The sequence below is a fragment of the Micromonospora sp. NPDC049004 genome (genome assembly GCF_040649315.1).
Classification (GTDB): Bacteria; Actinomycetota; Actinomycetes; order Mycobacteriales; family Micromonosporaceae; genus Micromonospora.
The window spans coordinates 39,219-61,833 of record NZ_JBEZFG010000017.1; the positions used below are offsets into that span (position 1 = coordinate 39,219).

At 72.9% G+C, this 22,615-nt stretch carries 22 protein-coding genes and 1 pseudogene; 14 read left to right on the plus strand and 9 right to left on the minus strand.

Annotated elements, in window-relative coordinates; genetic code table 11:
* Window positions 1-15: 15 nt before the first annotated feature.
* The 5 genes from AB0B97_RS31705 to AB0B97_RS31725 all read right to left on the minus strand — a co-directional run bounded on the left by AB0B97_RS31705 (window position 16) and on the right by AB0B97_RS31725 (window position 3,755).
* Complete coding sequence (locus tag AB0B97_RS31705) at window positions 16-777, minus strand: SDR family oxidoreductase (protein ID WP_357498903.1); 762 nt, start codon at window positions 775-777, stop codon at window positions 16-18.
* Window positions 762-1,286, minus strand: a complete 525-nt coding sequence (locus AB0B97_RS31710; RefSeq protein WP_357498905.1) for a hypothetical protein — start codon at window positions 1,284-1,286, stop codon at window positions 762-764. The genes AB0B97_RS31705 and AB0B97_RS31710 overlap by 16 nt, the downstream gene beginning before the upstream one ends.
* A complete protein-coding gene (locus AB0B97_RS31715; RefSeq protein ID WP_357498907.1) occupies window positions 1,283-2,101 on the minus strand; it encodes a DUF692 domain-containing protein in 819 nt (272 codons plus the stop codon). The genes AB0B97_RS31710 and AB0B97_RS31715 overlap by 4 nt, the downstream gene beginning before the upstream one ends.
* Complete coding sequence (locus tag AB0B97_RS31720) at window positions 2,098-3,027, minus strand: TIGR04222 domain-containing membrane protein (RefSeq protein ID WP_357498909.1); 930 nt, start codon at window positions 3,025-3,027, stop codon at window positions 2,098-2,100. Before AB0B97_RS31720 ends, AB0B97_RS31715 begins: the two co-directional genes overlap by 4 nt.
* A 155-nt stretch (window positions 3,028-3,182) precedes the next feature.
* Entirely contained in the window at window positions 3,183-3,755 is a 573-nt protein-coding gene (locus AB0B97_RS31725) for a TetR/AcrR family transcriptional regulator (protein ID WP_234591495.1), read from the minus strand.
* A 77-nt stretch (window positions 3,756-3,832) separates the two neighbouring features.
* On the opposite strand from AB0B97_RS31725, the gene AB0B97_RS31730 reads away from it, so the two are divergent.
* The 3 genes from AB0B97_RS31730 to AB0B97_RS31740 all read left to right on the plus strand — a co-directional run bounded on the left by AB0B97_RS31730 (window position 3,833) and on the right by AB0B97_RS31740 (window position 6,546).
* Window positions 3,833-4,693 (plus strand): carbon-nitrogen hydrolase family protein, encoded by an 861-nt coding sequence (locus AB0B97_RS31730; RefSeq protein WP_357498912.1) that lies wholly within the window; start codon window positions 3,833-3,835, stop codon window positions 4,691-4,693.
* A 65-nt stretch (window positions 4,694-4,758) separates the two neighbouring features.
* Window positions 4,759-5,403 (plus strand): HAD family hydrolase, encoded by a 645-nt coding sequence (locus AB0B97_RS31735; protein WP_234591492.1) that lies wholly within the window; start codon window positions 4,759-4,761, stop codon window positions 5,401-5,403.
* A 210-nt stretch (window positions 5,404-5,613) separates the two neighbouring features.
* A complete protein-coding gene (locus AB0B97_RS31740) occupies window positions 5,614-6,546 on the plus strand; it encodes an RIO1 family regulatory kinase/ATPase (protein WP_357498914.1) in 933 nt (310 codons plus the stop codon).
* Between the two features lie 49 nt (window positions 6,547-6,595).
* On the opposite strand, the gene AB0B97_RS31745 is transcribed toward AB0B97_RS31740, so the two are convergent.
* Window positions 6,596-6,844: a DUF2630 family protein gene (locus AB0B97_RS31745; protein ID WP_234591490.1), complete on the minus strand. Its 249-nt coding sequence runs from the start codon at window positions 6,842-6,844 to the stop codon at window positions 6,596-6,598.
* A 465-nt stretch (window positions 6,845-7,309) separates the two neighbouring features.
* Here AB0B97_RS31745 and AB0B97_RS31750 point away from each other — a divergent pair, with 465 nt between their 5' ends.
* The 9 genes from AB0B97_RS31750 (at window position 7,310) to AB0B97_RS31790 (ending at window position 17,048) form a co-directional block, all read left to right on the plus strand.
* Complete coding sequence (locus tag AB0B97_RS31750) at window positions 7,310-8,647, plus strand: cytochrome P450 (RefSeq protein WP_357498941.1); 1,338 nt, start codon at window positions 7,310-7,312, stop codon at window positions 8,645-8,647.
* Window positions 8,644-9,561 carry a terpene synthase family protein gene (locus AB0B97_RS31755; RefSeq protein WP_357498917.1) on the plus strand — a complete coding sequence of 306 codons (918 nt, stop codon included), beginning with the start codon at window positions 8,644-8,646 and terminating at the stop codon, window positions 9,559-9,561. The genes AB0B97_RS31750 and AB0B97_RS31755 overlap by 4 nt, the downstream gene beginning before the upstream one ends.
* Window positions 9,554-11,158 (plus strand): prenyltransferase/squalene oxidase repeat-containing protein, encoded by a 1,605-nt coding sequence (locus AB0B97_RS31760; protein WP_357498919.1) that lies wholly within the window; start codon window positions 9,554-9,556, stop codon window positions 11,156-11,158. The genes AB0B97_RS31755 and AB0B97_RS31760 overlap by 8 nt, the downstream gene beginning before the upstream one ends.
* A 123-nt stretch (window positions 11,159-11,281) precedes the next feature.
* Window positions 11,282-13,867 (plus strand): nitrate- and nitrite sensing domain-containing protein, encoded by a 2,586-nt coding sequence (locus AB0B97_RS31765; RefSeq protein ID WP_357498921.1) that lies wholly within the window; start codon window positions 11,282-11,284, stop codon window positions 13,865-13,867.
* A gap of 91 nt (window positions 13,868-13,958) precedes the next feature.
* Window positions 13,959-14,381 (plus strand): roadblock/LC7 domain-containing protein, encoded by a 423-nt coding sequence (locus AB0B97_RS31770; protein ID WP_234588217.1) that lies wholly within the window; start codon window positions 13,959-13,961, stop codon window positions 14,379-14,381.
* Window positions 14,382-14,386: 5 nt separating this feature from the next.
* Window positions 14,387-14,773 carry a DUF742 domain-containing protein gene (locus AB0B97_RS31775; protein WP_007462630.1) on the plus strand — a complete coding sequence of 129 codons (387 nt, stop codon included), beginning with the start codon at window positions 14,387-14,389 and terminating at the stop codon, window positions 14,771-14,773.
* On the plus strand, window positions 14,754-15,365 hold the full coding sequence (locus tag AB0B97_RS31780) for an ATP/GTP-binding protein (protein ID WP_234588218.1): 612 nt from the start codon (window positions 14,754-14,756) through the stop codon (window positions 15,363-15,365). Before AB0B97_RS31775 ends, AB0B97_RS31780 begins: the two co-directional genes overlap by 20 nt.
* An 83-nt stretch (window positions 15,366-15,448) precedes the next feature.
* A complete protein-coding gene (locus AB0B97_RS31785) occupies window positions 15,449-15,784 on the plus strand; it encodes a YciI family protein (RefSeq protein ID WP_234588219.1) in 336 nt (111 codons plus the stop codon).
* Between the two features lie 4 nt (window positions 15,785-15,788).
* The gene (locus AB0B97_RS31790; protein WP_357498925.1) at window positions 15,789-17,048 is read left to right on the plus strand and encodes a sigma-70 family RNA polymerase sigma factor; all 1,260 of its coding nucleotides are present in this window, start codon (window positions 15,789-15,791) and stop codon (window positions 17,046-17,048) included.
* Window positions 17,049-17,120: 72 nt separating this feature from the next.
* Here AB0B97_RS31790 and AB0B97_RS31795 read toward each other — a convergent pair whose 3' ends face one another.
* Complete coding sequence (locus tag AB0B97_RS31795; protein WP_357498927.1) at window positions 17,121-17,762, minus strand: MBL fold metallo-hydrolase; 642 nt, start codon at window positions 17,760-17,762, stop codon at window positions 17,121-17,123.
* A gap of 86 nt (window positions 17,763-17,848) precedes the next feature.
* Between AB0B97_RS31795 and AB0B97_RS31800 the strand changes: the two genes are divergently transcribed.
* A complete protein-coding gene (locus AB0B97_RS31800; RefSeq protein WP_357498929.1) occupies window positions 17,849-18,274 on the plus strand; it encodes a helix-turn-helix domain-containing protein in 426 nt (141 codons plus the stop codon).
* Window positions 18,275-18,479: 205 nt separating this feature from the next.
* Here AB0B97_RS31800 and AB0B97_RS31805 read toward each other — a convergent pair whose 3' ends face one another.
* Window positions 18,480-21,332 carry an aconitate hydratase gene (locus AB0B97_RS31805; RefSeq protein ID WP_357498931.1) on the minus strand — a complete coding sequence of 951 codons (2,853 nt, stop codon included), beginning with the start codon at window positions 21,330-21,332 and terminating at the stop codon, window positions 18,480-18,482.
* Window positions 21,333-21,617: 285 nt separating this feature from the next.
* Between AB0B97_RS31805 and AB0B97_RS31810 the strand changes: the two genes are divergently transcribed.
* On the plus strand, window positions 21,618-22,334 hold the full coding sequence (locus tag AB0B97_RS31810) for a DedA family protein (RefSeq protein ID WP_357498933.1): 717 nt from the start codon (window positions 21,618-21,620) through the stop codon (window positions 22,332-22,334).
* A gap of 140 nt (window positions 22,335-22,474) precedes the next feature.
* On the opposite strand, the pseudogene AB0B97_RS31815 reads toward AB0B97_RS31810, so the two are convergent.
* Window positions 22,475-22,615 (minus strand): annotated as a pseudogene (locus AB0B97_RS31815) (phytochelatin synthase); the annotation flags it as partial.

Below are 22,615 nucleotides of genomic sequence, written 5' to 3' on the forward strand. Positions count from 1 at the left end.
TCGGAGCGCCCGCTGTCACAGGCCGCGCAGCGCGCCGCCGTCGACCGGGACGGTGAGGCCGGTCAGGTAGCTGGCGGCGGGGGAGAGCACGAACGCTGCCACCCGCCCGAACTCGGCCGGGTCGCCGAGGCGGCGCAGCGGGATGCTCGCCTCCGCCTCGGCGCGGGCGCGCTCCGGGTCGCCGGTGGCGGCGAACAGCTCCCGGTTGCGGTCGGTCAGGACCCGGCCGGGCAGCAGGCCGACCACGCGTACGCCACGCGGGCCGTAGTCGTCGGCGATGTCCTTGGCGACGCCGACCAGGCCGGGCCGCAGGCCGTTGGAGATGCCGAGGCCGGGCACCGGGCCGCGCGCCGAGGTCGAGAGCACCAGCCCGATCGCGCCCCCTTCGGGCAGCGCGGCGGCGACGGTGCGCGCCGCGCGGACGGTGCCCAGAAAGACGGTCTCGAAGGAGTGCCGCCACTGCTCGTCGGTGATCGACGCCGCGGTGCCGGCGGGCGGGCCGCCGACCGAGATGAGCGCGCCGTCGATCCGGCCGAAGTGCTTGCGGGCCGCCGCGACGAGCCGCTCCGGGGTCTGCGGGTCGGCCAGGTCGGCGGCGACTCCGACCGCCCGGTCCGGGCCACCCAGCGCTTCGGCGGCGGCGTCGACGGCGTCGGTGTCGCGGGCCGAGAGCACCACCCGCGCGCCGTCGGCGACCAGGCACTGCGCCGTCGCGTAGCCCAGGCCGCGGGAGGCGCCGGTGAGCACGTACACCCGGTCGGTCAGTCCGAGATCCATGTCGCCGATCCTGCCGCATCCGGGTCGGGCCCGCCAACGTGGGCGGGCGGACGCGCGGCGGGGCGCACCAGACGTACCCGACCGGCGACCTGCACCGCGACGGCGCCGCCGACGCGGGCCACGGCCGGCAGCCGGCGCGGGCGCGGCGCCCGACGCCCGTCATAGCGCAGGCCGGCCTCGCGGACGGCCAGTTCCTCGGCGCCGCCCGGCGGCAGCGCGCCGCGCTCGCGCAGCGTTCGGGCCAGGTCCCAGCCGTCGCGCAGCGATCCGGCGGTGGGGCGCTCGGCGGCCCATTCGGCGAAGGTCGCCGGCCACGCCGCGCCGAGGCCGGCGGCGAGCAGCGGCCAGTGTCGGGCCACCTCACCGGCCCGTTTGCGGCGCAGCGCCGCCCGGGTGGCGGCCAGCGGTCCGGCCGCGAACCCCGCCGGCGGCGGACCTCCGGCGACAAGCGTCGCCACCAGCTCCGCCTGCCGGGCGGCGAGCCCGGTACGGGGATCGGCGCCCGTCACGTCACGGCCGGGAAGCCGGCGGCGGCGGCCAGGGCGTCCAGTTCGGCGCGCAGCTCGGCGGCCGGTGGGTAGCCGCCGTCGCGTTCCAGCAGGAGCGCCGGTGGCCGCTGCCGGGCGCAGAGCGCGCGGACCAGCTCCAGCACCTCCGGCGGCACCGGATCGGTGTGCGTGTCGTGGTAGAACCCGCCGTGCTCGGCACCGCCGGCCACGTGCACGTAACCGATCCGGTCCAACGGCAGCCGGTCGAGCAGCGCGAGCGGGTCCTCACCCCGGTTGCGGGCGTTGGCGTGCACGTTGGCGATGTCCAGCAGCAGCAGCGCACCGGTGCGGTCGAGGATCTCGGTGAGGAAGTCCGCCTCGTCCAGCTCGTCGTCGGGCCAGTCGAACAGGGCGGCGATCGGCTCCAGCGCGATCGGCACGGGCAGCTCGGCCTGCGCCCGGGCCACGTTGGCGCAGACCGCGTCGACAGCCTCGGCGCTGCGCGGCAGCGGCAACAGGTGCCCGGCCTCCAGCCCACCGGCCCGGACGAAGGCGATGTGCTCGCTGACCAGCGGGGCGTCGAGCCGCTGCGCCACCGCGGCCAGGTGGGCGACGCGGGCCGGGTCGACCGGCTCGGCGCCGCCGAGGGAGAGCCGCACCCCGTGCGGTACGACTGTCACGTCGCGCTCGCGCAGCTGCGCCAGCCCCGGCGGGAGCGGCCCGGTGGCGGGCACCGACTCGGCCACCACCTCGACGAAGCGCAGCCCGGGCAGCTCGGCCACGAAACCGGCGATCTCGGGACGCCAGCCGATGCCGACGCCGGACGGGGCGGTCATCCGCCGCACCCGCCTCCGCCGCACCCGCCCCCGCCACCGCAGGAACTGCCGCCACCGCAGGAGCTGCCGCCGCCGCACGAGCTGCCGCTGCCCGACGAGCCGGAGCCCGACGACCAGCCGCTGCTGGCGATGGCCTGGCGCTGGATCTCGGCCTGCTCGGCGAAGCCGGGGTCGATCGCCCAGAGCGACGCGGTGCCGTACAGCGCCACGCCCATCGCCGCGCCCGCCGCGCCGTAGGTGGCATACGCGGGAGACGAGGCGGGGGCCAGGTGGTTGTTGCGCTTACGCAGGTCGCGCAGCATGGCCCGACCGGCCCGACTGGTCTGGGGCACGCGCCAGAGCAGCAGCACCGCTACCAGCACCCCGACCAGGGTGAGCAGCAGGTAGCCCACGGGCCGCCCGTTGGTGAGGCCGGCGAACAGCCGCACCACGCCGAGCACCAGCAGCGCGGCGAGGAGCCGTGCCCACCGCCTCGCGGTGGCGCGTCGCTCCGGGCTCACGAGCAGGCCGCGCTCTTCGAGGCCGGTGCGGAGCTGGGCGAGCGCGGTGACCACCCGGTCGTTCTGGCTCAGGTCACGGACGCGGGAGTGCTGGTGGGCCGCCCAGTGGATGGCGCCGTCCAACGGGGTGAGCCCGGTCGGCGCCGGCCCGACGGTGGTGAGTCGACGGTCCGGCCGTACGCCGATCGCGCCGCTGCCGCGCAGCCCGCCGAGCGCGGCGTGCACGGCGAGTGCCGGCCCACCGTTGAGGTACGCGACCTGTTGGGGGCCGAGCGGGTCGGCGCTGGCGTGGCCCCCTTCGGTGGCGAGGCGGACCCGGTGCAGCACCGCGAGGGCGACCACGACGGCGGTCGCCACGAGGTAGAGCCGGAGGAAGGTCGGGCCGGGGATGCCCCAGGTGTCGCCCGACGCGGCGTGGACGATCATCGGCTGCTCCTGTCGCCGGAGGGATCGGCGGCCCCATTGTGGAGCACGACCGCCACGGTCCCCGTCCCGGTGTGCGGCAGGCGTTCAGCGGCGGCGGACCGCCTTCTTCGTGGAGCACGACCGCCACGGTCCCCGTCCCGGTATGCGGCAGGCGTTCAGCGGCGGCGGACGGCCTCCTCGACCAGGTCGAGCACCGGACCCAGGTCGCCGGCGGGTCGGCCCATCGCCAGGTGCAGCACCAGGCCGTCGTAGGCCAGCTCCAGGAACTGGGCCAGCACGTCGATCGGTACGTCCTCGCGCAGCACCCCGGCGTCGCGCTGGCGGGCCAACCGGTCCCGGGTCGCCTCGGCGATCGCTGCCGACCGCTCCGCCCAGCGCTTGGCGAACGCCGGATCGGTGCGCAGCCGGCGGGAGACCTCCAGTTGGCTGCCCAGCCAGCCGGTGGTGTCGGGGGAGACCGCGCGGGCCAGCAGATCGCGCATCACCTGCACCAGACCGTTGCGGGCCACCGTCTCGACCATCGCGGCGGCGTCGTCCTCGGCGACGGCGAGAAAGAGCGAGTCCTTGTCCCGGAAGTGGTGGAAGATGGCGCCCCGGGACAGCCCGGTGGCCTCCTCGAGGCGACGGACTGTCGCCCCCTCGTAGCCGAGCCGCGCGAAACACGCCCGCGCGGCGGCGAGGATCTCCTGCCGGCGCGCGTCGAGCTGGTCCTGGCTTACTCTGGGCACACGTCGATCGTCGCAGGTCACCCCGGGCCATGCAAACCGTACGTACGGCTTGGTGCGGTGCCGTTTACCATCCTCCGGTGACCCCGCTGCACCCCACGCCCACTGCGGCGCTGACCGTCGCCACCGTCCAGGCCACCCCCGTCCCCGGTGACGTCGCCGGCAACGCGGCGGCGGCGGCCGAGCTGGTCCGTCACGCCGCCGGCCAGGGCGCCCGCGTGGTCGTCCTCCCCGAGCTGTACCTGTGCGCGTACCACCCGCCGACCCTCGCCGTCGACCCGGTCGGCACCGACGTGGCGGTCGACCCAGCCGGGGTGGTCGCCGACGCCCGACTCGACCCACTGCGCGACGCGGCGCGCACGGCCGGGAGCACCCTGGTGGTCGGGGCGGCGGCACGGCACCCGGACGGCCGGCGCACCATCGCCGCCCTGGTGGTCGACCGCGCCGGCACGATCCGGGTCGGGTACGACAAGCAGCAGTTGTGGGGCGACGAGCGCGAGCTGTTCACTCCCGGCGGTCGGGGCGCCACGCTGCTGGTCGACGACTGGCGGCTCGGGTTGGGCATCTGCTACGACGGCTGCTTCCCCGAGCACGGCCGCGCCGCCGCGCTCGACGGCGCGCACGCCTACCTGTGCCCCAGCGGCTACCTGGCCGGCTCCGAGCACCGCCGGGACCTGTACTACGCCGCGCGGGCCCTGGACAACACCATGTTCGTGGTCTTCGCCAACGCGGTCGGCGGCAGCGACCCGTGGCGGTTCAACGGCGGCGCGGCGATCTACGACCCGCAGGGACGTACGCTCGCCCGGGGCGCCGACGAGGGCACGGCGGTGCTGGTGGCGACACTCGACCCGGCCGCGCTCGCGGACACCCGGTCGGCCCATTCGATGCTCGCCGATCTGCTGCCGGGCCAGGGCGGCCCACGGGTGTCGCTGACCGGTTGAGCCCACCGTCAGGTCGACGCCCGCGGGATCTGTTGGCGGACACGTCGGTCCCGTAGGGTGCCCGAGTGCCACTGCTCCTGCTGGACCTGGACAACACCCTGCTGGATCGGGCCGGGCCGTTCCGCCGCTGGGGTGAGCGCTTCCTGGACGGCATAGGTGCGCCCCCCACCGACATCGACTGGCTGCTCTCGATCGACGCCGACGGTCTGACCGACCGCTGGGATCTCGCCGACGCCATCCGGGACCGCTACGAGCTGCGTATCCCCTCGATCGACCTGGTGGAGGAGCTGCACGACGGGGTGGTGGAGCAGACCCGCCTCGATCCGCTGACCGCCTGCGCGCTGCGGATCGCCGACGACGCGGGTTGGGTGCCGGTGGTGGTCTGCAACGGCACCGTACGCGTCGAGGACGCCAAGATCCGACGTACCGGCCTGGACCGGTACGTCGCCGACTGGGTGATCTCCGAGGAGGCCGGGGTCAGCAAGCCCAACCCGCGGATCTTCGCGCTCGCCGCGCAGCGGGTCCGGATGCCGCTGCGCGGCGCCTGGGTGGTCGGCGACAGCCCGGAGGCGGACATCGGCGGCGCCGCGGCCGTCGGATTGCCCAGCGTCTGGCTGCACCGGGGACGGACCTGGTCGGACGTCCGGTTCGCGCCGAGCCGCACGGTGGACGGGCTGATCGCCGCGGTCGCCACGGTGCTCGCTAGCTGACGGGGTTCGCCGCCGTCGGACGCGGCGTGCACCCGGCCGTTGCAGCGGCCGCGGTAATTCGATTGACCCGCCGTCGGGGCGACGGCAGCATGGGCGGCGCATCGTGCACCCGGGCGTGCGCCCGGTCGAGGAGAGGGGGTCGGTCATGGCCGTCTTCGCAGGTCGCTTCCAGCTGCCTAACTCAGCCTCGACCAAGGGAACCTCACCACAGTGCGCGATCATGACCTGCCGGCGCTGGAGCGCCGCAGCCGCGGCAAGAGCCGCTTCGACGACGACGAACCGCAGTTTCTGAAGCGCGGGCGGCCCACCGAGCCGCCCGCCGACCCCGACGGCGAACCCGACCCGGCCACCGGCGAACGCTGGTCGTCGTGGGACGACGCCGTGCACGGCCCCGAGCCGCACCCGCAGTGGCTGATCACCGAGCTGGCCGCCAAGGACACCGAACTGGGTGTGCTCAAGACCGGCAAGGAGGCGGACGTCCACCTGGTCCGCCGTGCGGTACCGGACACGGACCGATCCTGCCTGCTGGCCGTCAAGCGATACCGGGACGCCGAGCACCGGCTGTTCCACCGTGATGCCGGCTACCTGGAGGGGCGCCGGGTGCGGCGGTCCCGGGAAAACCGGGCGATGGCCGGCCGGACGGCCTTCGGCCGGCAGATGATCGCCGGGCAGTGGGCGGCGGCCGAGTTCGCCGCGCTGGCCCGGCTCTGGGAGATCGGCGCCGGTTACGACCGGATCGCCGTGCCGTACCCCGTGCAGTTGCGGGGCACCGAACTGATGTTGGAGTTCGTCGGCGACGCCGAGTCGGGGCTTGCCGCGCCTCGGCTGGCCCAGCTCCGGCCCGGCACGGCGGAGCTGCGCGACCTGTGGGGCCAGCTTGTCGAGGCGCTGCGCGTACTGGCCCGGGCCGGCTACGCGCACGGCGACCTGTCGCCGTACAACCTGCTCGTGCACTCCGGGCGGCTGGTCGTGATCGATCTGCCGCAGGTGGTCGACGTGGTGGCGAACCCGCAGGGTCCCGAGTTCCTGGCCCGCGACGTGCGGGTGGTCAGCGCGTGGTTCGTGGCCCGGGGGCTGAGCGCCGAGCAGGTCGACCCCGGCGCACTGACGGGGGAGTTGCTGCGGGAGGCGGGCATCCGCTGAGCGGAGCGGGTCGGGCTGCCCGAGCGGCTGCCCGACCCACTCCCACCGGTCACTGCAGGTAGCGCTCGACCTCGGGCTTGGGGCGTTCGCCCTGGGAGTCCGGGTCGCCGTGGGTCTCTCGGGCGGCCCGACGGCGGCGCAGCAGGTCCCAGCACTGGTCGAGGGACTCCTCCAGCGCGCGGAGCCGCTCGCTGGCCTCCCCCTCGGTGCCCGACTCGTGGGCCTGGGCGTCCGCGCGCAGCCGGTGTTCCTCGTCGACCAGCTCGGAGATCCGGTTCAGGATGGTCTTGTCGTCCATGCCACAGAGCCTGGCACAGGGTGCCCGGCATCGCCCGGATTCGCAGGTACCGGTGCGTCCTGGCTCACACGCGCCGCCCGCCCTCTGGGATCGCACGGGTGCGACCCGGTGGGTGGCTCCGCTGGGCGTGCGGCCCCCGGGCCCGCCGTCCCGCGGGCCCTCCGGTGTCCGCGACCCCAACCGGTACGGGTGCGACCTGCACCGGTGCCACATCCTGACAATCCACTCAGGACCCGAGCCCGCCATGGACATCGATGTTCATCGGGCGCGTCGGTGGAATCTCACCGGTCACAGGTCTAGAGGTGCCCCCGATTTGGTGAGATGCTTCCGTCGCCCAGAAGGTGAAAGTTCCACAGTCCCGTCCGGCCGAAGTGGACAACCCAGGCCGGCGGAACGACGAGGAGACGTTGCATGTCCCAGGTGTCCGATGCCGGCCCCGCCCCCGTCAGCACCGAACCCCGGAAGATCCCGCTCCGTCGCGCCCTGCCCGCGCTGATCCGCGACCCGCTCGGCGCGCTGGTCGGCTTCGCGGACGCCGCCGGCGGTGAGGTCGTCCGGCTGAACCTCGGCTCGTTCCGCCCCTACCTCGTCAGTCACCCGGAGCACCTGCAACGCGTCCTGAGGGACAACGTTGCCAACTACACCCGCGACGGCGACGGCCTGTTGTGGCGTCCGGTCCGCCGGATCGTCGGCGACGCCATCCTGGTCGCCGAGGGCGAGATCTGGGAGTCCAGCCGCGGCGCGCTGCAACCGCTGTTCACCGCGAAGCGGGCCGAGACGCTCGTGGACCGGATGGCCGAGGCGATCAACGAGGCCGTCGACGAGTGGCTCGAACCCGCCCGCGACGGCCGCCCGATCGACGGCGGCGGCGAGCTGACCCGGATCGTGCTGCGGACCACCATGCGGGTCCTCTTCGCCGACCGCATCTCGGTGCCGGACGCGCTGCGGATCAGCGCCGCGCTGGACACCGTCACCACCGCGATGCTTCCGCGCCTGCTGGTGCCCTTCGTGCCGTACGCGGTGCCGATGCCCGGCGACCGACGCTTCGCAGAGGCCGTGCGGACCATCGACGAGGTGGTGCTGCCGATCATCCGGGAGGCCCGGGCCCGGCCCACCGACGGCGACGACATCATCTCCACCCTCTGTCGACCGCGCGCCGACGGCAGCGAACCCGACGAGTACGCGATCCGCGGCGACGTGGTCGCGATGTTCTCCACCGCCACCGAGACCACCATCGCCCTGCTCTCCTGGCTGTGGCCCGTGCTGGCCTCCCGACCCGACGTGGCCGAGCGGATGACCGACGAGATCGAGCAGGTCGTCGGCGCCGAACGGGTCGGCCGCGAGCACCTGCCGCAGCTGCGCTACGGCCGCATGGTGCTCGACGAGATGCTGCGGCTCTACCCGGCCGGCTGGATGATCCCCCGCACCGCGGTGCGCGACGACGTGCTGGGCGGTGTGCGGATCAAGGCCGGTGGCACCGTGCTGGTCAGCCCGTACGTCACCCAGCGGATGTCGACGTTCTGGGACGACCCGACGCTGTTCGACCCGGAGCGCTTCGCGCCGGAGAAGCCCCGGCGGCGCTACCGCTACTCGTACTTCCCGTTCGGCGGTGGCCCGCACCAGTGCCTCGGTCAGTACCTGTTCCTGCTGGAGGCCCAGCTCATCGTCAGCACCGTGCTGAGCCGTTACCGCTTCCGACTGCGCGAGCCCGTCGGCCTGACACCCCGGCTCGGTGCCTCGCTGCAACCCAAGCAGCGGGCCGAGCTGATCCTCACTCCGGTCGAGCGGCCGGTCGCGTCGTGACCGGGGCGCCGTGGCCGGTGCAGGCCGGGCCCGACGCGGTCGCCGAGCAGGGCCGGGTGTGCGCGCTCGCCGTCCGTGGCGTCCGCGACCTGCAGGGCGTCACCGCTGCCCACCCCGAACTCTTCGACGCCGCGCCGTTCGACGCCGCGCTGCTCAGCTCGGTGGCCACCGCTATCGCGTTCACCGCGCCGTGGCACACCGCCGCCGAACTGCGGATCACCACCCGTACCCTGCTCTGGGTCTTCGCCGCCGACTGGCAGGTCGACTACCTGGCCCGGTCCGCCGACGACGTCCGGGCGATCGTGACCGACTGCCTGGCGGTGGCCGACGGAGCCGCGCCGCCGCCAGGCCGGCACCTGGCGCGGCTGCTGGCCGACCTGCGCGACGAGTTGACGACCGTCCCGGCGTTCGGCCGGCTGCGCCCGATCTGGCGCGACGAGCTGGCGCGGATGCTCGCCGCCGTGTCGCGCGAGTGGGACTGGAAGAACCTGCCGACCGACCCGACCACCGGGCGGCGCCTGCCGGACCTGGACCGCTATCTCGACAACGCCGACAACCTCGCCTGCTCCTTCGTCAACGTCACGCACTGGATCGCCACCGGCGACGAGCGGACCCTCGCCCAGTTGACCGACCTGCTGGACGCCGGACGTGGCGTGCAGCGGGTGCTGCGACTGGTAAACGACCTCGCCACGCACGGGCGGGACGCCGAGTGGGGCGACCTGAACGCCCTGCTGCTGGTCGACGACCCGGCGCGGGTGCACACCCGGCTCGCCGAGCTGACCACCCGGTCCCGCGGCGACCTGGCCGCCCTCGCCGAACGCTGCCCCCGCCAGGCGGACTACCTGCACCGGCAGATCTCCTTCACGGGTGGCTTCTACCAGCTGTCGGACTTCTGGGGGGCGCGCGATGAGTGAGGGCTCCCCGCGCGTACTGGTCGAGCCGGCCACCGACGCCGCGCGCGAGCTGATCGCCGGCCTCGCGCTGCGACAGTGGGGGCAGGTCGCCCCCTCGGTGTACGAGAGCGGTCGGCTCGTTGCCGGTGCGCCCTGGCTGCCGGGGCACCACCAGCGGATCGGGTTCCTGCTGCGCGAGCAGCGCCCGGACGGCGCGTGGGGCCCACCCGAGGGGTACGCCCTGGTGCCCACGCTCAGCGCCACCGACGCTCTGCTCGCCGCGCTGGCCGACGGCGGATGGTCCGGGACGGACCTGCTCGCCCCGGTGGCGCGCGGGCTGGCCGCGCTCGCCGGCCGACTGCTCACCACGCACGCGCGGGCGTTGCCGGACACCCCGGCGCTGGACCTCATCGTCCCGGCGCTCGTCGAGTCGATCAACGACCGGCTGACCCGGCTGGACCGGGCGACCGCCGACCGGCTGCCCCACCCGCCGCTGAGCCTGCCACCGGGGCTCGGCCCGGACCGGTTGCGCGCGGTGCGGGCCGCGGTGGCCGCCGGGGCGCCGCTGCCGACCAAGCTGGCCCACTTCTACGAGCTGCTGGACGCGACACCTGCCGACGCCGGGCCGACCCTCACCGCCGTCGGCGCCTCGCCGGCGGCGACCGCCGCCTGGCTGACCGCCGCCGGCCCGGACGCCGGCCCCGCCGCGCACGCCTTCCTGCGGCAGCTGATCCGCGAGGGTGACGGACCGGTGCCCTGTCCGACCCCGATCACCGTGTTCGAGCGGGCCTGGGTGCTCAGCGGGCTGCGTCGCGCCGGTGTCGCGGTCAACCCGCCGGCCACCGTGCTGCGCACCCTGGCCACCGCCACCGCCGCTGAGGGCGTCGCCACCGGCGAGGGCCTGCCGACCGACGCCGACACCACCTCGGTCACGCTCGACGCGCTCGCCCGACTCGGCCACCCCGCCGACCCGGCCAGCCTCTGGGCGTACGAGACGGCGGACGGTTTCTGCACCTGGCCGGGGAGCGAGGACGGCTTCTCGGTCACCACCAACGCGCACGTGCTGGACGCGTTCGGCCAGCACGTGGCCGCGTACCCCGGCGCGGACCCGCGCTACCACCGGACGGTCGAGCGGCTCAGCGTCGTGCTGCCCGCACACCAGCTCGCTGACGGCCCGTGGCAGGACCGGTGGCACGCCTCGCCGTACTACGCCACGGCCTGCTGCGTGCTGGCGCTGGCGGAGTTCGGTAGAGGCGGCGCGGCGGCCGAGGCGGTGGACCGGGCGGCCCGCTGGGTGCTGGACAGTCAACGCGCCGACGGCTCGTGGGGGCGGTGGGGCGGCACGGTCGAGGAGACCGCGTACGCCCTGCAGGTGCTGCTGGCCGCACCGACCGGGGCACCCCGGGTCGACGACGCGGTGGCGCGCGGCCACGCCTACCTGCACCTGCCGTCCGGCCGGACCGACCGTCCACTGTGGTACGGCAAGGAGCTGTACTGTCCTACTGCGATCGTCCGCGCGGCGGTGCTCGCAGCCTGCCGTCTGGCGTCCGTCCATCTGGCGGATGCCGACCGTTCGGTGGTGGATTGTGGTTACCCGGCAACAAAAACAACAACTTGAGGGGTTGTGTGGACACTGCTAGCGTACGCAGAGCCTCAGCCCCGTACGCCCCGCTGTGGCGGGACGTCGTCTTTCATGATCACCCGTTGATGAGCTGAGTCAACCCCGGCCTGGGACGGTTCAATGCGTTCTCGCGGTACGAGTATCCGCACCAAGGTTGTCGCCCTGCTGCTCTCCCTGGTCGCGCTCTGGATGTTCGCGGCATGGGTGACCCTGCGGGACGGCTTCAACCTGCTCGGTGTCCAGCTGCTCAACAGCAAGGTCTACACGCCCAGTGAGCCGCTGCTGCAGGAGCTCCAGTTGGAGCGGCGGCTGACCCAGGCGTACCTGAGCAACCCCGACGCCGAGCAGCGCGCGACGCTGGAGGCCGAGCAGCGCAAGGCCGCGCAGTTGGCTGAGGACTTCGCCGACTCGGTCCGCAACTGGCAGGTCGACGTGGCCGGCAGCTCGGCGCTCGACGCCCAGCTGGACGCCACGATCGTGCAGATCGACGGCCTGAAGCAGACCCGCGCCGACGTGCTCGCCCGCAAGGTGGACCGGATCTCCGCCGCCGACGCCTACACCGGCGCCATCGGATCGATCTTCCGGATCTACGACGTCACCGGCGGCCTGGACGACAAGGAGATCGCCGCCGACGCGGCGGCCCTGATCCAGCTCAACCGGATGAAGGAGCTGATCTCCCAGGAGGACGCGCTGCTCAGCGGCCTCTTCGGCAACGGCCGGATGAGTGGCCCGGAGTACGCCCGCTACGTCAGCCTGGTCGGTGCCGAACGCTTCCTCGGCGAGGAGACCCGGACCCGGCTCGCCGACGCCGACGAGCGCCGTTACCGGCAGCTCGTCGGGGGCGAGGCGTTCACCCGGCTGCGCGCCGTGCAGGACAGCATCATCCGCGAGGGCCGGCCGGCCACCCAGCTGCCGGTCAGCGCCGAGCAGTGGCGCGGCACCGTCGAGCCGGCGCTGGCCGAGGTGAACGACGCGGTCACCGACGGCGGCGAGGGCATCGTCGGCCGGGCCACCGGCGTGGCCGTGATGGTGGTCGTCCGGCTGGTGCTCGCCACCGGCCTGGGCCTGCTCGCCGTCATCGCCTCGGTCGTCGTCTCCATCACCACGGCCCGGACCCTCCTGCGCCAGCTCGAACGGCTGCGCCAGGCCGCCTGGCAGCTCGCCGACGAGCGGCTGCCGCGGGTGGTCGAGCGGCTCGGTCGCGGCGAGGAGGTCGACGTCGCCACCGAGGCGCCCCCGCTGGAGTTCGGCACCGACGAGATCGGCCAGGTCGGCAAGGCGTTCAACGCCGTCCAGGAGACCGCCCTGAGCACCGCTGTCGAGCAGGCCGAGCTGCGCCGCAACGTCCGCGACGTGTTCCTCAGCCTGGCCCGGCGTACGCAGGCCCTGGTGCACCGCCAGCTCACCCTGCTCGACGCCATGGAGCGCCGTGAGCACGACGCGGAGGAGTTGGAGGACCTGTTCCGGGTCGACCACCTCGCCACCCGGATGCGGCGTAACGCGGAGAACCTGATCGTGCTGTCCGGCTCCACCCCGGGCCGGGCGTGGCGGCGCAACGTCCCCATGGTGGACGTGGTGCGCGGCGCGGTCGCCGAGGTGGAGGACTACACCCGGGTCAACGTGCTGCCGCTCGGGCCCGTCTCACTCGCCGGCCGGGCGGTCGGCGACATCATCCACCTGCTCGCCGAGCTGATCGAGAACGGCCTGTCGTTCTCACCGCCGCACACCACAGTCGAGGTCCGTGGCCAGCTCGTGGCCAACGGGTTCGCCATCGAGATCGAGGACCGGGGCCTCGGCATGAGCGAGGAGGACCTGGCCGCGGCGAACCACCGCATCGTCGACCAGTCCGAGCTGAACCTCGCCAACGCCGCCCGGCTCGGCCTCTACGTGGTGAGCCGGCTGACCGAGCGGCACGGCGTGCGGGTCCGGCTCAAGGAATCGGCGTACGGCGGCACGACCGCGGTCGTGCTCATTCCGTTGGAGCTGGTCACCGCGAACGGGACCGACCCGGAGGACTCCGGCGCGCTTCCCGCCGGGCCGACTGCCATCGCCTTGCCGTCGGGGCCGTCCGCCGCCGGTCCCGCCGACGGCGGCCGTTCCGCCAGCCTCTCGTCGGTCGCGGTGGCCGCCGCGGCGACGGACACGAGCGCTCCGGGCCCGGCAACGCCGGTGACCCCCCTCGCCCCGGTGCTGCCCGAGAGCAGCACCCCGGCCGAGCAGCAGGTGGACGGGACCGACAGCGAGGTCGTACTCCCCACCCGGCAGCGGACGACCCTGGGCGCCCCGGCGGCGGAGCTGCCCACCCGGGCCCGGCGTGGCCTCGGCCAGCCCGCCCTGGAGGGCCCGACGGTGCCCAGCGGCCTTCCCGCGGTGGACCGGGTCGGCCCGAGCGGTGGCGGCAGCGAGCCGGCCGGCGACGGCGGGCCGACCCCGGCGCCCGCCGAGACGGACCGGACCGACTCGGGCCTGCCGGTCCGCGTCCGCCAGGCGAACATCGTTCCCGAGCTGCGCGACGACCCGGCGGCAACCGAGTCCGACGAGGAGGACGTGGCACGGCCGCCGGAGCAGGTACGCCGGATGATGAGCTCGTATCAGACCGGCACCCGGCGCGGTCGGACCGACGCGGCGCGACTGCTCGGTGGCGCGTCCGACGCCTCGGCGAGCGGCACGCCCGAGCCGACCGACGAGGAACCACAAGCCACCTGACCGAGCACCGGTGCTGCGGGTTCCCGCGCGGTGTGACGGTCAAGCCCAAGACGAATACGGCGCAACTGCCGGGCGAGAAGAGGACGACGAAGTGGCCCAGAAGACGGCTTCGAGTGCCGACCTGACGTGGTTGCTGGATGATCTGGTGGGCCGGGTGAAGCAGGCCGAGCATGCGGTCGCGCTCTCCACCGACGGGCTGTTGATGGCTTCCTCGCAGGGGTTGAGCCGCGACGACGGTGAGCACCTCGCGGCGATGGCGGCCGGCATCCAGAGCCTGGCCCGGGGTGCCGGCAAGCGCTTCGGCGGCGGGCAGGTGCAGCAGACCATCATCGAGATGCAGTCGTCGTTCCTGTTCGTCACGGCCGCCGGCCGCAACGCCTGCCTGGCGGTTCTCGCCAGCGAGGACGCCGACGTCGGTCTCATCGCGTACGAGATGGCGATGCTCGTCACCCGGGTCGGCAAGTACGTGGCCTCCCCGTCGCGGGGCGCCGAACAGTCGGCTGGCGAGAGGTAACGGCCATGACGGTGCAGGGGGAGTCCGCAGAGCATCAGTGGGTGGATGACCATGCGGGCCCGGTGGTGCGCCCGTACGCGGTGACACGCGGGCGTGCCCGCCCGGTCACCGGCACGTTCGACCTGATCTCCCTGGTCACTGCGACCCGAGCCGACGTGACGCCGGAGGTGGGTCTCGGTCCCGAGCACCTGGCGATCGTCGGCCTGTGCCAGCGAATACAGTCCGTCGCCGAGATCGCCGCCCACCTCGACCTTCCGGTGGGGACCATCCGGGTGCTCCTCGGCGACCTGGCGGCCCGCAACCTCGTGCAGGTACGCGAACCCCAGACCACGGCCGGTCTTCCCGACAACAGCATCTTCGAGGCGGTAATCAATGGACTACGGGCACTCTGACCGGCCGGCGGGAGCGACGCCACTGCCCACCGCGATCAAGATCCTGGTCGCCGGTGGCTTCGGCGTGGGCAAGACCACAATGGTCGGCGCGGTGAGCGAGACCCGGCCGTTGCGCACCGAGGAGGTGCTGACCGAGACCGGCGTCGGCATCGACGACCTGTCCGGGGTGGAGGGTAAGACCACCACCACCGTGGCGATGGACTTCGGTCGGATCACCATCAGCGACGACCTGGTGCTCTACCTGTTCGGCACACCCGGGCAGGACCGGTTCTGGTTCGTCTGGGACGAGCTGGCGCTGGGCGCGATCGGCGCGGTGGTGCTGGCCGACACGCGCCGACTGGCCGACTGCTTCCCGTCGATCGACTACTTCGAGGGTCGGGGCACCCCGTTCGTCGTTGCGGTGAACTGCTTCGAGGGTGCCCGCAAGTACCGGCTCGACGAGGTGCAGACCGCGCTGAACCTGGACCCGGGCGTGCCGGTGCTGCTCTGCGACGCCCGCCAGCGCGAATCCAGCAAGGAGGTGCTCGTGACCCTCATGGAGCACGCCATGAAGACCCGCGAGGCCCGCCGGCGGGCTGCCGGCACGGACTGACGGAGTTTTTTCGGGGAGGCTGTCCGGAACGGCTGCGCCCGTTCGTCATGCTGGCGACACCCGGACACACGAGGGAGCGCCAGATGAAGTTCATGATGTTCGTCTGCACCGACACCGCACCGGACACGGACCCGACCGAGCTGCCCGACATCCACAAGTGGGTGGCGGAGAACGACTCCCGTGGCCGACGCCTCACCGGCAACGTGCTGGCGCCGACCAGCGCCGCCACCATGGTCCGCGTCCGCGACGGCGAGCTGCTCGTCTCCGAGGGGCCGTTCGCCGAGACCACTGAGGTCATCGTGGGATTCGACCTGCTCGACTGCGCCGACCTCGACGAGGCGATCGAGGTGGCGCGCACCCACCCGATGGCGCGGGAGGGGCGGCTCGAACTGCGCCCGTACGCGGACCTGTCCGCCTGATCGGATGAGCCGCACCGACACCACCAGCGGTGCACCCGACAGCGTCGGCGCGGCCGCGGCGGCGCAGGCCGTCGCGGCCGCCGGCGCGGACGCGTACCCCCGGATCGTCGCGACCCTGATCCGACTGACCGGGGACTGGGCGTTGGCCGAGGACTGCGCGCAGGAGGCGCTCGCTGTCGCGCTGGAACGCTGGCCCGGCGACGGCGTGCCGGGGAACCCGGGCGGCTGGCTGCTGACCGTCGCCCGCAACCGGGCGATCGACGTGCTGCGCCGGACCGCCGTCGAGCGCCGCAAGCTGCACGAACTGGCGGTGCTCGCGCCGGACGACGCGTGGCCCGAGACCCCGGCGGGAAGGGACGTGGTGGACGACCGGCTGCGGCTCATCTTCACCTGCTGCCATCCCGCGCTCGCGATCGAGGCGCGGGTGGCGTTGACCCTGCGGACCGTCTGCGGGGTGCCGACCGCCGACATCGCCCGGCTCCTGCTGGTCAGCGAGTCGACGATGACCCGCCGGCTGACCCGCGCCCGGACCCGCATCGCGCAGGCCGGGATCCCGTACCGGGTGCCGAGCGGGCCGGCGCTGGCCGAACGGCTGCCCGGCGTCCTCGCCGTGCTGTACCTGCTGTTCACCCGGGGCTACGTCGTCGACGGCGAGCCGGCCTTCGCCGACGAGGCGGTCCGGCTGGCCCGGCTGCTCGAGGAGTTGATGCCGGAGCAGTCCGAGGTCGCCGCGCTGCTGGCGCTGCTGCTGTTCCAGCACTCCCGCCGGGACGCCCGTCGGGACGCCGCAGGCGACCTGCTCACCCTTGAGCGCCAGGATCGGGCGCGCTGGGACCATGCGGCCATCGCCGAGGGCCGGGCCGCCCTTGCCCGGGTACGCGATGACGGGCCGTACGCGTGGCAGGCCCGGATCGCCGCCTGCCACGCCACCGCGCCGTCCGCCGACGACACCGACTGGCCGACGATCGCGCGGGCCTACGACGCGCTTGCCGACATCCGGGCCTCGCCAGTGGTCGCGCTCAACCGCGCCGTCGCGCACGGCTACGCGTACGGGCCGTACGCCGGGTTGGGCGTGCTCGACGCGGCGCAGGCCGGGGGAGGGTTGGACGGCAACCCGCTCGCCGTGGCGGTACGGGCCGATCTGGTCGCCCGGCAGGGTGACCGGCCGCGGGCCGCCGCGCTGTTCCGGGAGGCCGCTCAGATGGCCGGTTCGACCGCCGAGCGCCGTGCGCTGCTCGACCGGGCGGACGAGCTCGCTCGCTGACGTGCGGGATGGCGGTGGACGCCGGAAGGCGGGCGGGACAGGGTGGTCGTGGCGGATCGGTGGCGCTGGACCTCAGCCGACCTGGACACTCGCGCCCGGCGTCAGTCGACGGTAGTGGCCCGGAAGGCCAGGGCCCCGCTCGTCGAGGAAACCCGCGACCATCGCCGTGCCGACGTCGTTGAGGGCACCGTCATGCACGGCGTAGGTGTCGCGGGGAGCGACCTCCCGCACGTAGTCGATCAGGTCTCCGACGGTGGACCAGGGAGCGTGCACGGGCAGCAGCAGCGTGCCGACCGGAGCGTCGGGGACGGTGAGGGCATCGCCGGGGTGAAAGAGGGTTCCGTCCACCATGAAGCCGATGTTGCGGATACGGGGGATGTCCGGGTGGATGACTGCGTGCCAGGTCCCGTGGACCCGGATGTCAAACCCGGCGGCGCTGAAGGCGTCCCCGTCCCCGGTGGTGGCGACCTGCCTGCCGATGCCGTCCAGCTTGTTCGCCACGCAGGAGTTGGTCCAGATCCGGAGACCGGGACGCGCCGCGGCCGCTCGGCGCAGCATGTCCTCTGCGAAGTGGTCGAAGTGCTCGTGTGTGACGAGCACGGCTTCGGCGCCGTCCAGTGCCTCAGGGTCGGTGAGACCGCCCGGGTCGATGACCAGGCGGCGCCCGTCCTCCTCCAGCCGCACGCACGCGTGACCGAACTTGGTGAGTTTCATGATCGCTTGTCCCCCCACCTCCATCGAACCCCAGTTGTACAACCAGACTGTACAACAATATTGCGGGATTCGACTACGATGGGGCCATGGACGTAGACGCGCTGGCCGAAGAGCTGCGGCAGTCGCTGGGGGAGCTGGTCCGGGCGGTACGAGCCGCCGACACCATGCCGCCCGGCGAGGCTGCCATCCTCGGATTCCTCGACCGGGACGGCCCTCTGACCACGGCCGATCTCGCCCGCCTGCGCGGCGTCACCCATCAGTCGGCCGCCAAGTCGGTCAAGGACCTCTCCGCCGAGGGCCTGGTCCGAGGCGAGCAGCACCCCGGCGACGCCCGCAAGCTCCTGCTGCACCTCACCGACGCCGGGCGTTCCCGTCTTCAACGGGAACGCGCGCTGCGCGCGGGCGCCCTGGGCGCCGCGATCCGTGAGACCTTCGACGAGGATGAGAGACGGCAACTCAGCGAGTCCGTCATCCTGCTGTCACGCCTGACAACCCGCCTCACCGGACGCTGACGGCTCGGCGGGCGGTCAGCCCGGGGCACACCACTGATCCGGCACCGCCGGCTACCCCGGGTCGGCGTCGCCGATCAGTTCGGTGCGGTCCGGCCGTGCCCGACGACCGGTTGAGCGCACCCTGCGGCGCGACGAACGACCCGGAAACGACGCAGGCTCTCTCCCCCACAGCGGGGGAGAGAGCCTGCGGTGAAACGTCGGTACGTCAGTTGGCGATCATGCGGCGCAGCACGTACTGCAGGATGCCGCCGTGGCGGTAGTAGTCCGCCTCACCCGGGGTGTCGATCCGCACCACTGCCTCGAACTCCACGCCGGTGTCGGTCGTGACCGTCACCGTGCGCGGGGTGTCGCCGTCGTTCAGGGCCGTCACACCGGTGATGGTGAACATCTCGGTGCCGGTCAGGCCGAGCGACTCGGCGGTGACGTCCACCGGGAACTGCAGCGGCAGCACGCCCATGCCGATGAGGTTGGAGCGGTGGATCCGCTCGTACGACTCGGCGATGACCGCCCGGACGCCCAGCAGCATGGTGCCCTTGGCCGCCCAGTCCCGCGACGAGCCCGACCCGTACTCCTTGCCGGCCAGGATGACCAGCGGGATGCCGGCCTCCTGGTAGGCCATCGAGGCGTCGTAGATGGAGGTCTGCTCGCCGGTGAGGTGGTTGACGGTGAAGCCGCCCTCCACACCGGGCACCAGCTGGTTGCGCAGCCGGATGTTGGCGAACGTGCCCCGGATCATCACCTCGTGGTTGCCCCGGCGGGAGCCGTACGAGTTGAACTCGTGGCGCGGCACACCGTGCTCGGCGAGGTACGTGCCGGCCGGCGAGTCGGCCTTGATCGCGCCGGCCGGCGAGATGTGGTCGGTGGTCACCGAGTCACCCAGCTTGGCCAGCACGCGCGCGCCCGAGATGTCGACGACAGGGCTCGGCTCCTGCTGCATGCCCTCGAAGTACGGGGGCTTGCGCACGTAGGTCGAGTCGCTGGCCCAGGCGAACGTGTCGCCGGTCGGGGTGGGCAGCGACTGCCACCGCTCGTCACCGGCGAAGACGTCGGCGTACGCGGCGCTGAACCCGGTCGCGCCGATCGCCTGGGCGATGACGTCCTGGATCTCGGCGCTGTTCGGCCAGATCTCCCGCAGGAAGACCGGGTTGCCGTCGCTGTCCTCACCGATCGGCTCGTTGGCCAGGTCGATGTCCATCGTGCCGGCGAGGGCGTACGCCACCACCAGCGGCGGAGACGCCAGGTAGTTCATCTTGACGTCCGGGTTGATCCGGCCCTCGAAGTTCCGGTTGCCCGACAGCACCGAGACGACCGACAGGTCGTGCTCGTTGACTGCGGCAGACACCTCCTCGGGCAGCGGGCCCGAGTTGCCGATGCAGGTGGTGCAGCCGTAACCGACCAGGTTGAAGCCGAGCTTGTCCAGGTACGGCGTCAGGCCGGCGCGCTCGTAGTAGTCCATGACGACCTTGGAGCCCGGGGCCAGGGTGGTCTTCACCCACGGCTTGCGGGTCAGGCCCTTCTCCACGGCGTTACGGGCCAGCAGGGCCGCGCCGATCATCACCTGCGGGTTGGACGTGTTGGTGCAGGAGGTGATGGCGGCGATCACCACTGCGCCGTGGTCCAGCTCGTACTCGACGCCGTCGGCGCCGGTGACCCGGACCGGGTTGGTGGCCCGGCCGCCCGCGCCCACCGCAGCGGTCTCCAGGTCGCGCGGCTCGTCGGCCGGGTCGCTGAAGTCGTTGGCCGGCGGGTCGCTGGCCGGGAAGGACTCGGCGCTGGCCTCGTCGGCCGGGCCGTTCGCGCCGCGCGGCAGCTCCTCGCGGGGCACACCCGGCTTGAGGTCACGCTCGACGGTGGAGTCGTCGGCGACGTAGTCGGTCAGCGCCGAGCGGAACAGCGTCTTGGCGGCACCCAGCGGCACCCGGTCCTGCGGGCGCTTCGGGCCGGCGAGCGACGGCTCGATGGAGCCCAGGTCCAGCTCCAGGCGCTCCGAGTAGGCCGGCTCCGCGTCCGGGTCGTGCCAGAGGCCCTGCTCCTTGGCGTACGCCTCGACGAGCGCGACCTGCGCGGCGTCGCGGCCGGTCAGCTCCAGGTAGCGGATCGTCTCGGAGTCGATCGGGAAGATCGCCACGGTGGAGCCGTACTCGGGCGACATGTTGCCGATGGTGGCGCGGTTGGCCAGCGGCACGGCGCTCACGCCGGGACCGTAGAACTCGACGAACTTGCCGACCACACCGTGCTTGCGCAGCATCTCGGTGATGGTCAGCACCAGGTCGGTGGCGGTGGTGCCGGCCGGCATCTCGCCGGACAGCTTGAAGCCCACCACGCGCGGGATCAGCATGCTGACCGGCTGGCCGAGCATCGCGGCCTCGGCCTCGATGCCGCCGACGCCCCAGCCCAGCACACCCAGGCCGTTGACCATCGTGGTGTGCGAGTCGGTGCCGACCACGGTGTCCGGGTACGCCTGGCCGTTGCGCTCCATGATGGTGCGGGCCAGGTACTCGATGTTGACCTGGTGCACGATGCCGGTGCCCGGCGGGACGACCTTGAACTCGTTGAACGCGGTCTGGCCCCAGCGCAGGAACTGGTAGCGCTCCCTGTTGCGCTCGTACTCCAGCTCGACGTTGCGGGCGAACGCGTCCTCGCGGCCGAACAGGTCGGCGATCACCGAGTGGTCGATGACCAGCTCGGCGGGGGCGAGGGGGTTGACCTTGGTGGCGTCGCCACCCAGCTCCCGTACGGCCTCGCGCATGGTGGCCAGGTCGACCACGCAGGGCACGCCTGTGAAGTCCTGCATGAGCACCCGCGCCGGGGTGAACTGGATCTCCACGCTCGGGTCGGCGGTGGGGTCCCACCCGCCGAGCTGCTCGATGTGGTCGGCGGTGATGTTCGCGCCGTCCTCGGTCCGCAGCAGGTTCTCCAGGAGGATCTTCAGGCTGTACGGCAGCCGCTCGTGGCCGTCCACCTTGTCGATCTTGAAAATCTCGTAGCTCGCGTCTCCGACGCGTAGCTGGGTCTTCGCACCGAAGGTGTCGAGGCTCGCCACGTCGTACTCCTTCACACCAGCGACCGTGAGTAGTCCTGAGCAGTCTGTCGCACCGGCCGGGGTGCCGCCGAGGTTAGGTGACACTTACCGCCGATTCCGCTCTTCAACAAAACCGTACGTCCGTCTTGCTAGTTACGCAACTCGACCAGGCGGTCCGCCCCACCACCTGATCCCTAGCCTCCTAGGACGGATAGGGGGAGCGCTCGGGGCCGCACAACCGCTCCCGGGCCCTCGTCGGAAGGCCGGTCGGGCGGGCCGCCGCGGGTAGGGTTCGAGGGTCCGGTCGGAGGAGGGTCAACCGTGTTCGACGTCCAGCACTGGCTTGTGTCGCTGCCGCCGATCGCGGTCTACCTGCTCGTCGCCGGGGTGATCGGCGTGGAAAGCATGGGCGTCCCGCTGCCCGGTGAGATCGTCCTGGTCAGCTCGGCCCTGCTCGCGGCCACCGGAGTCGTGGAGCCGGAGTGGGTGGCCACGGCCGCCGCCACCGGCGCGATCGTGGGCGACTCCATCGGGTACGCGGTGGGTCGGCGCGGTGGCCGTCCACTGCTGGCCCGGCTGGGCCGACGCTTCCCCCGCCATCTCGGCCCCGCCCAGCTCACCCGGGCCGAGCAGAGCTTCGCCCGACATGGCGTCTGGGCGGTGTTCTTCGGCCGGTTCGTGGCGCTGCTGCGGATCCTGGCCGGCCCGCTCGCCGGGGCCCTGCACGTGCCGTACCGGCGGTTCCTACTGGCCAACGCCGCAGGCGGGCTGGTGTGGGCGTTCGGCACCACGTACCTGCTGTTCACCGTCGGCCGGGCCGCCGAGCACTGGCTCAAGGACATCTCCTGGGCCGGCCTGGTCCTCGCGGTGCTCGCCGGGCTGGCCAGCACATGGTGGCTACGACGACGGGCCCACCGCGTGAGCGCCGCCGTGCCAACGCTGTCGGCAGACCCAACGCGGTCGGCAGACCCAATGCCATCGGCGGAGCCAACGCCGTCCGGGGAGACGGCCCGCTCCGGCGGCGGACCGCACATCTGAGAGCGCAGATCTTGGACAGTTTCCGTTAGCTGCTAACGGAAACTGTCCAAGATCTGCGCGTGTTCTGGGTGGGGATGTGACAAGGGCCGGACCCCACGATCGGGGTCCGGCCCTTGTCGGTTGGTGTGTTGGTGTGTGGGTCAGCTGGTGGCGTAGCCGCGGGTGGCGATCCAGTCGGCGAGGTGGTCGACGGTGACCTGGTAGGAGGCGGTGTTGGGGTCGGCGGAGTCGGCGATGGTGACGGTGGTGCCGTTGTCGCGGTAGCCGACGACGCTGATGTA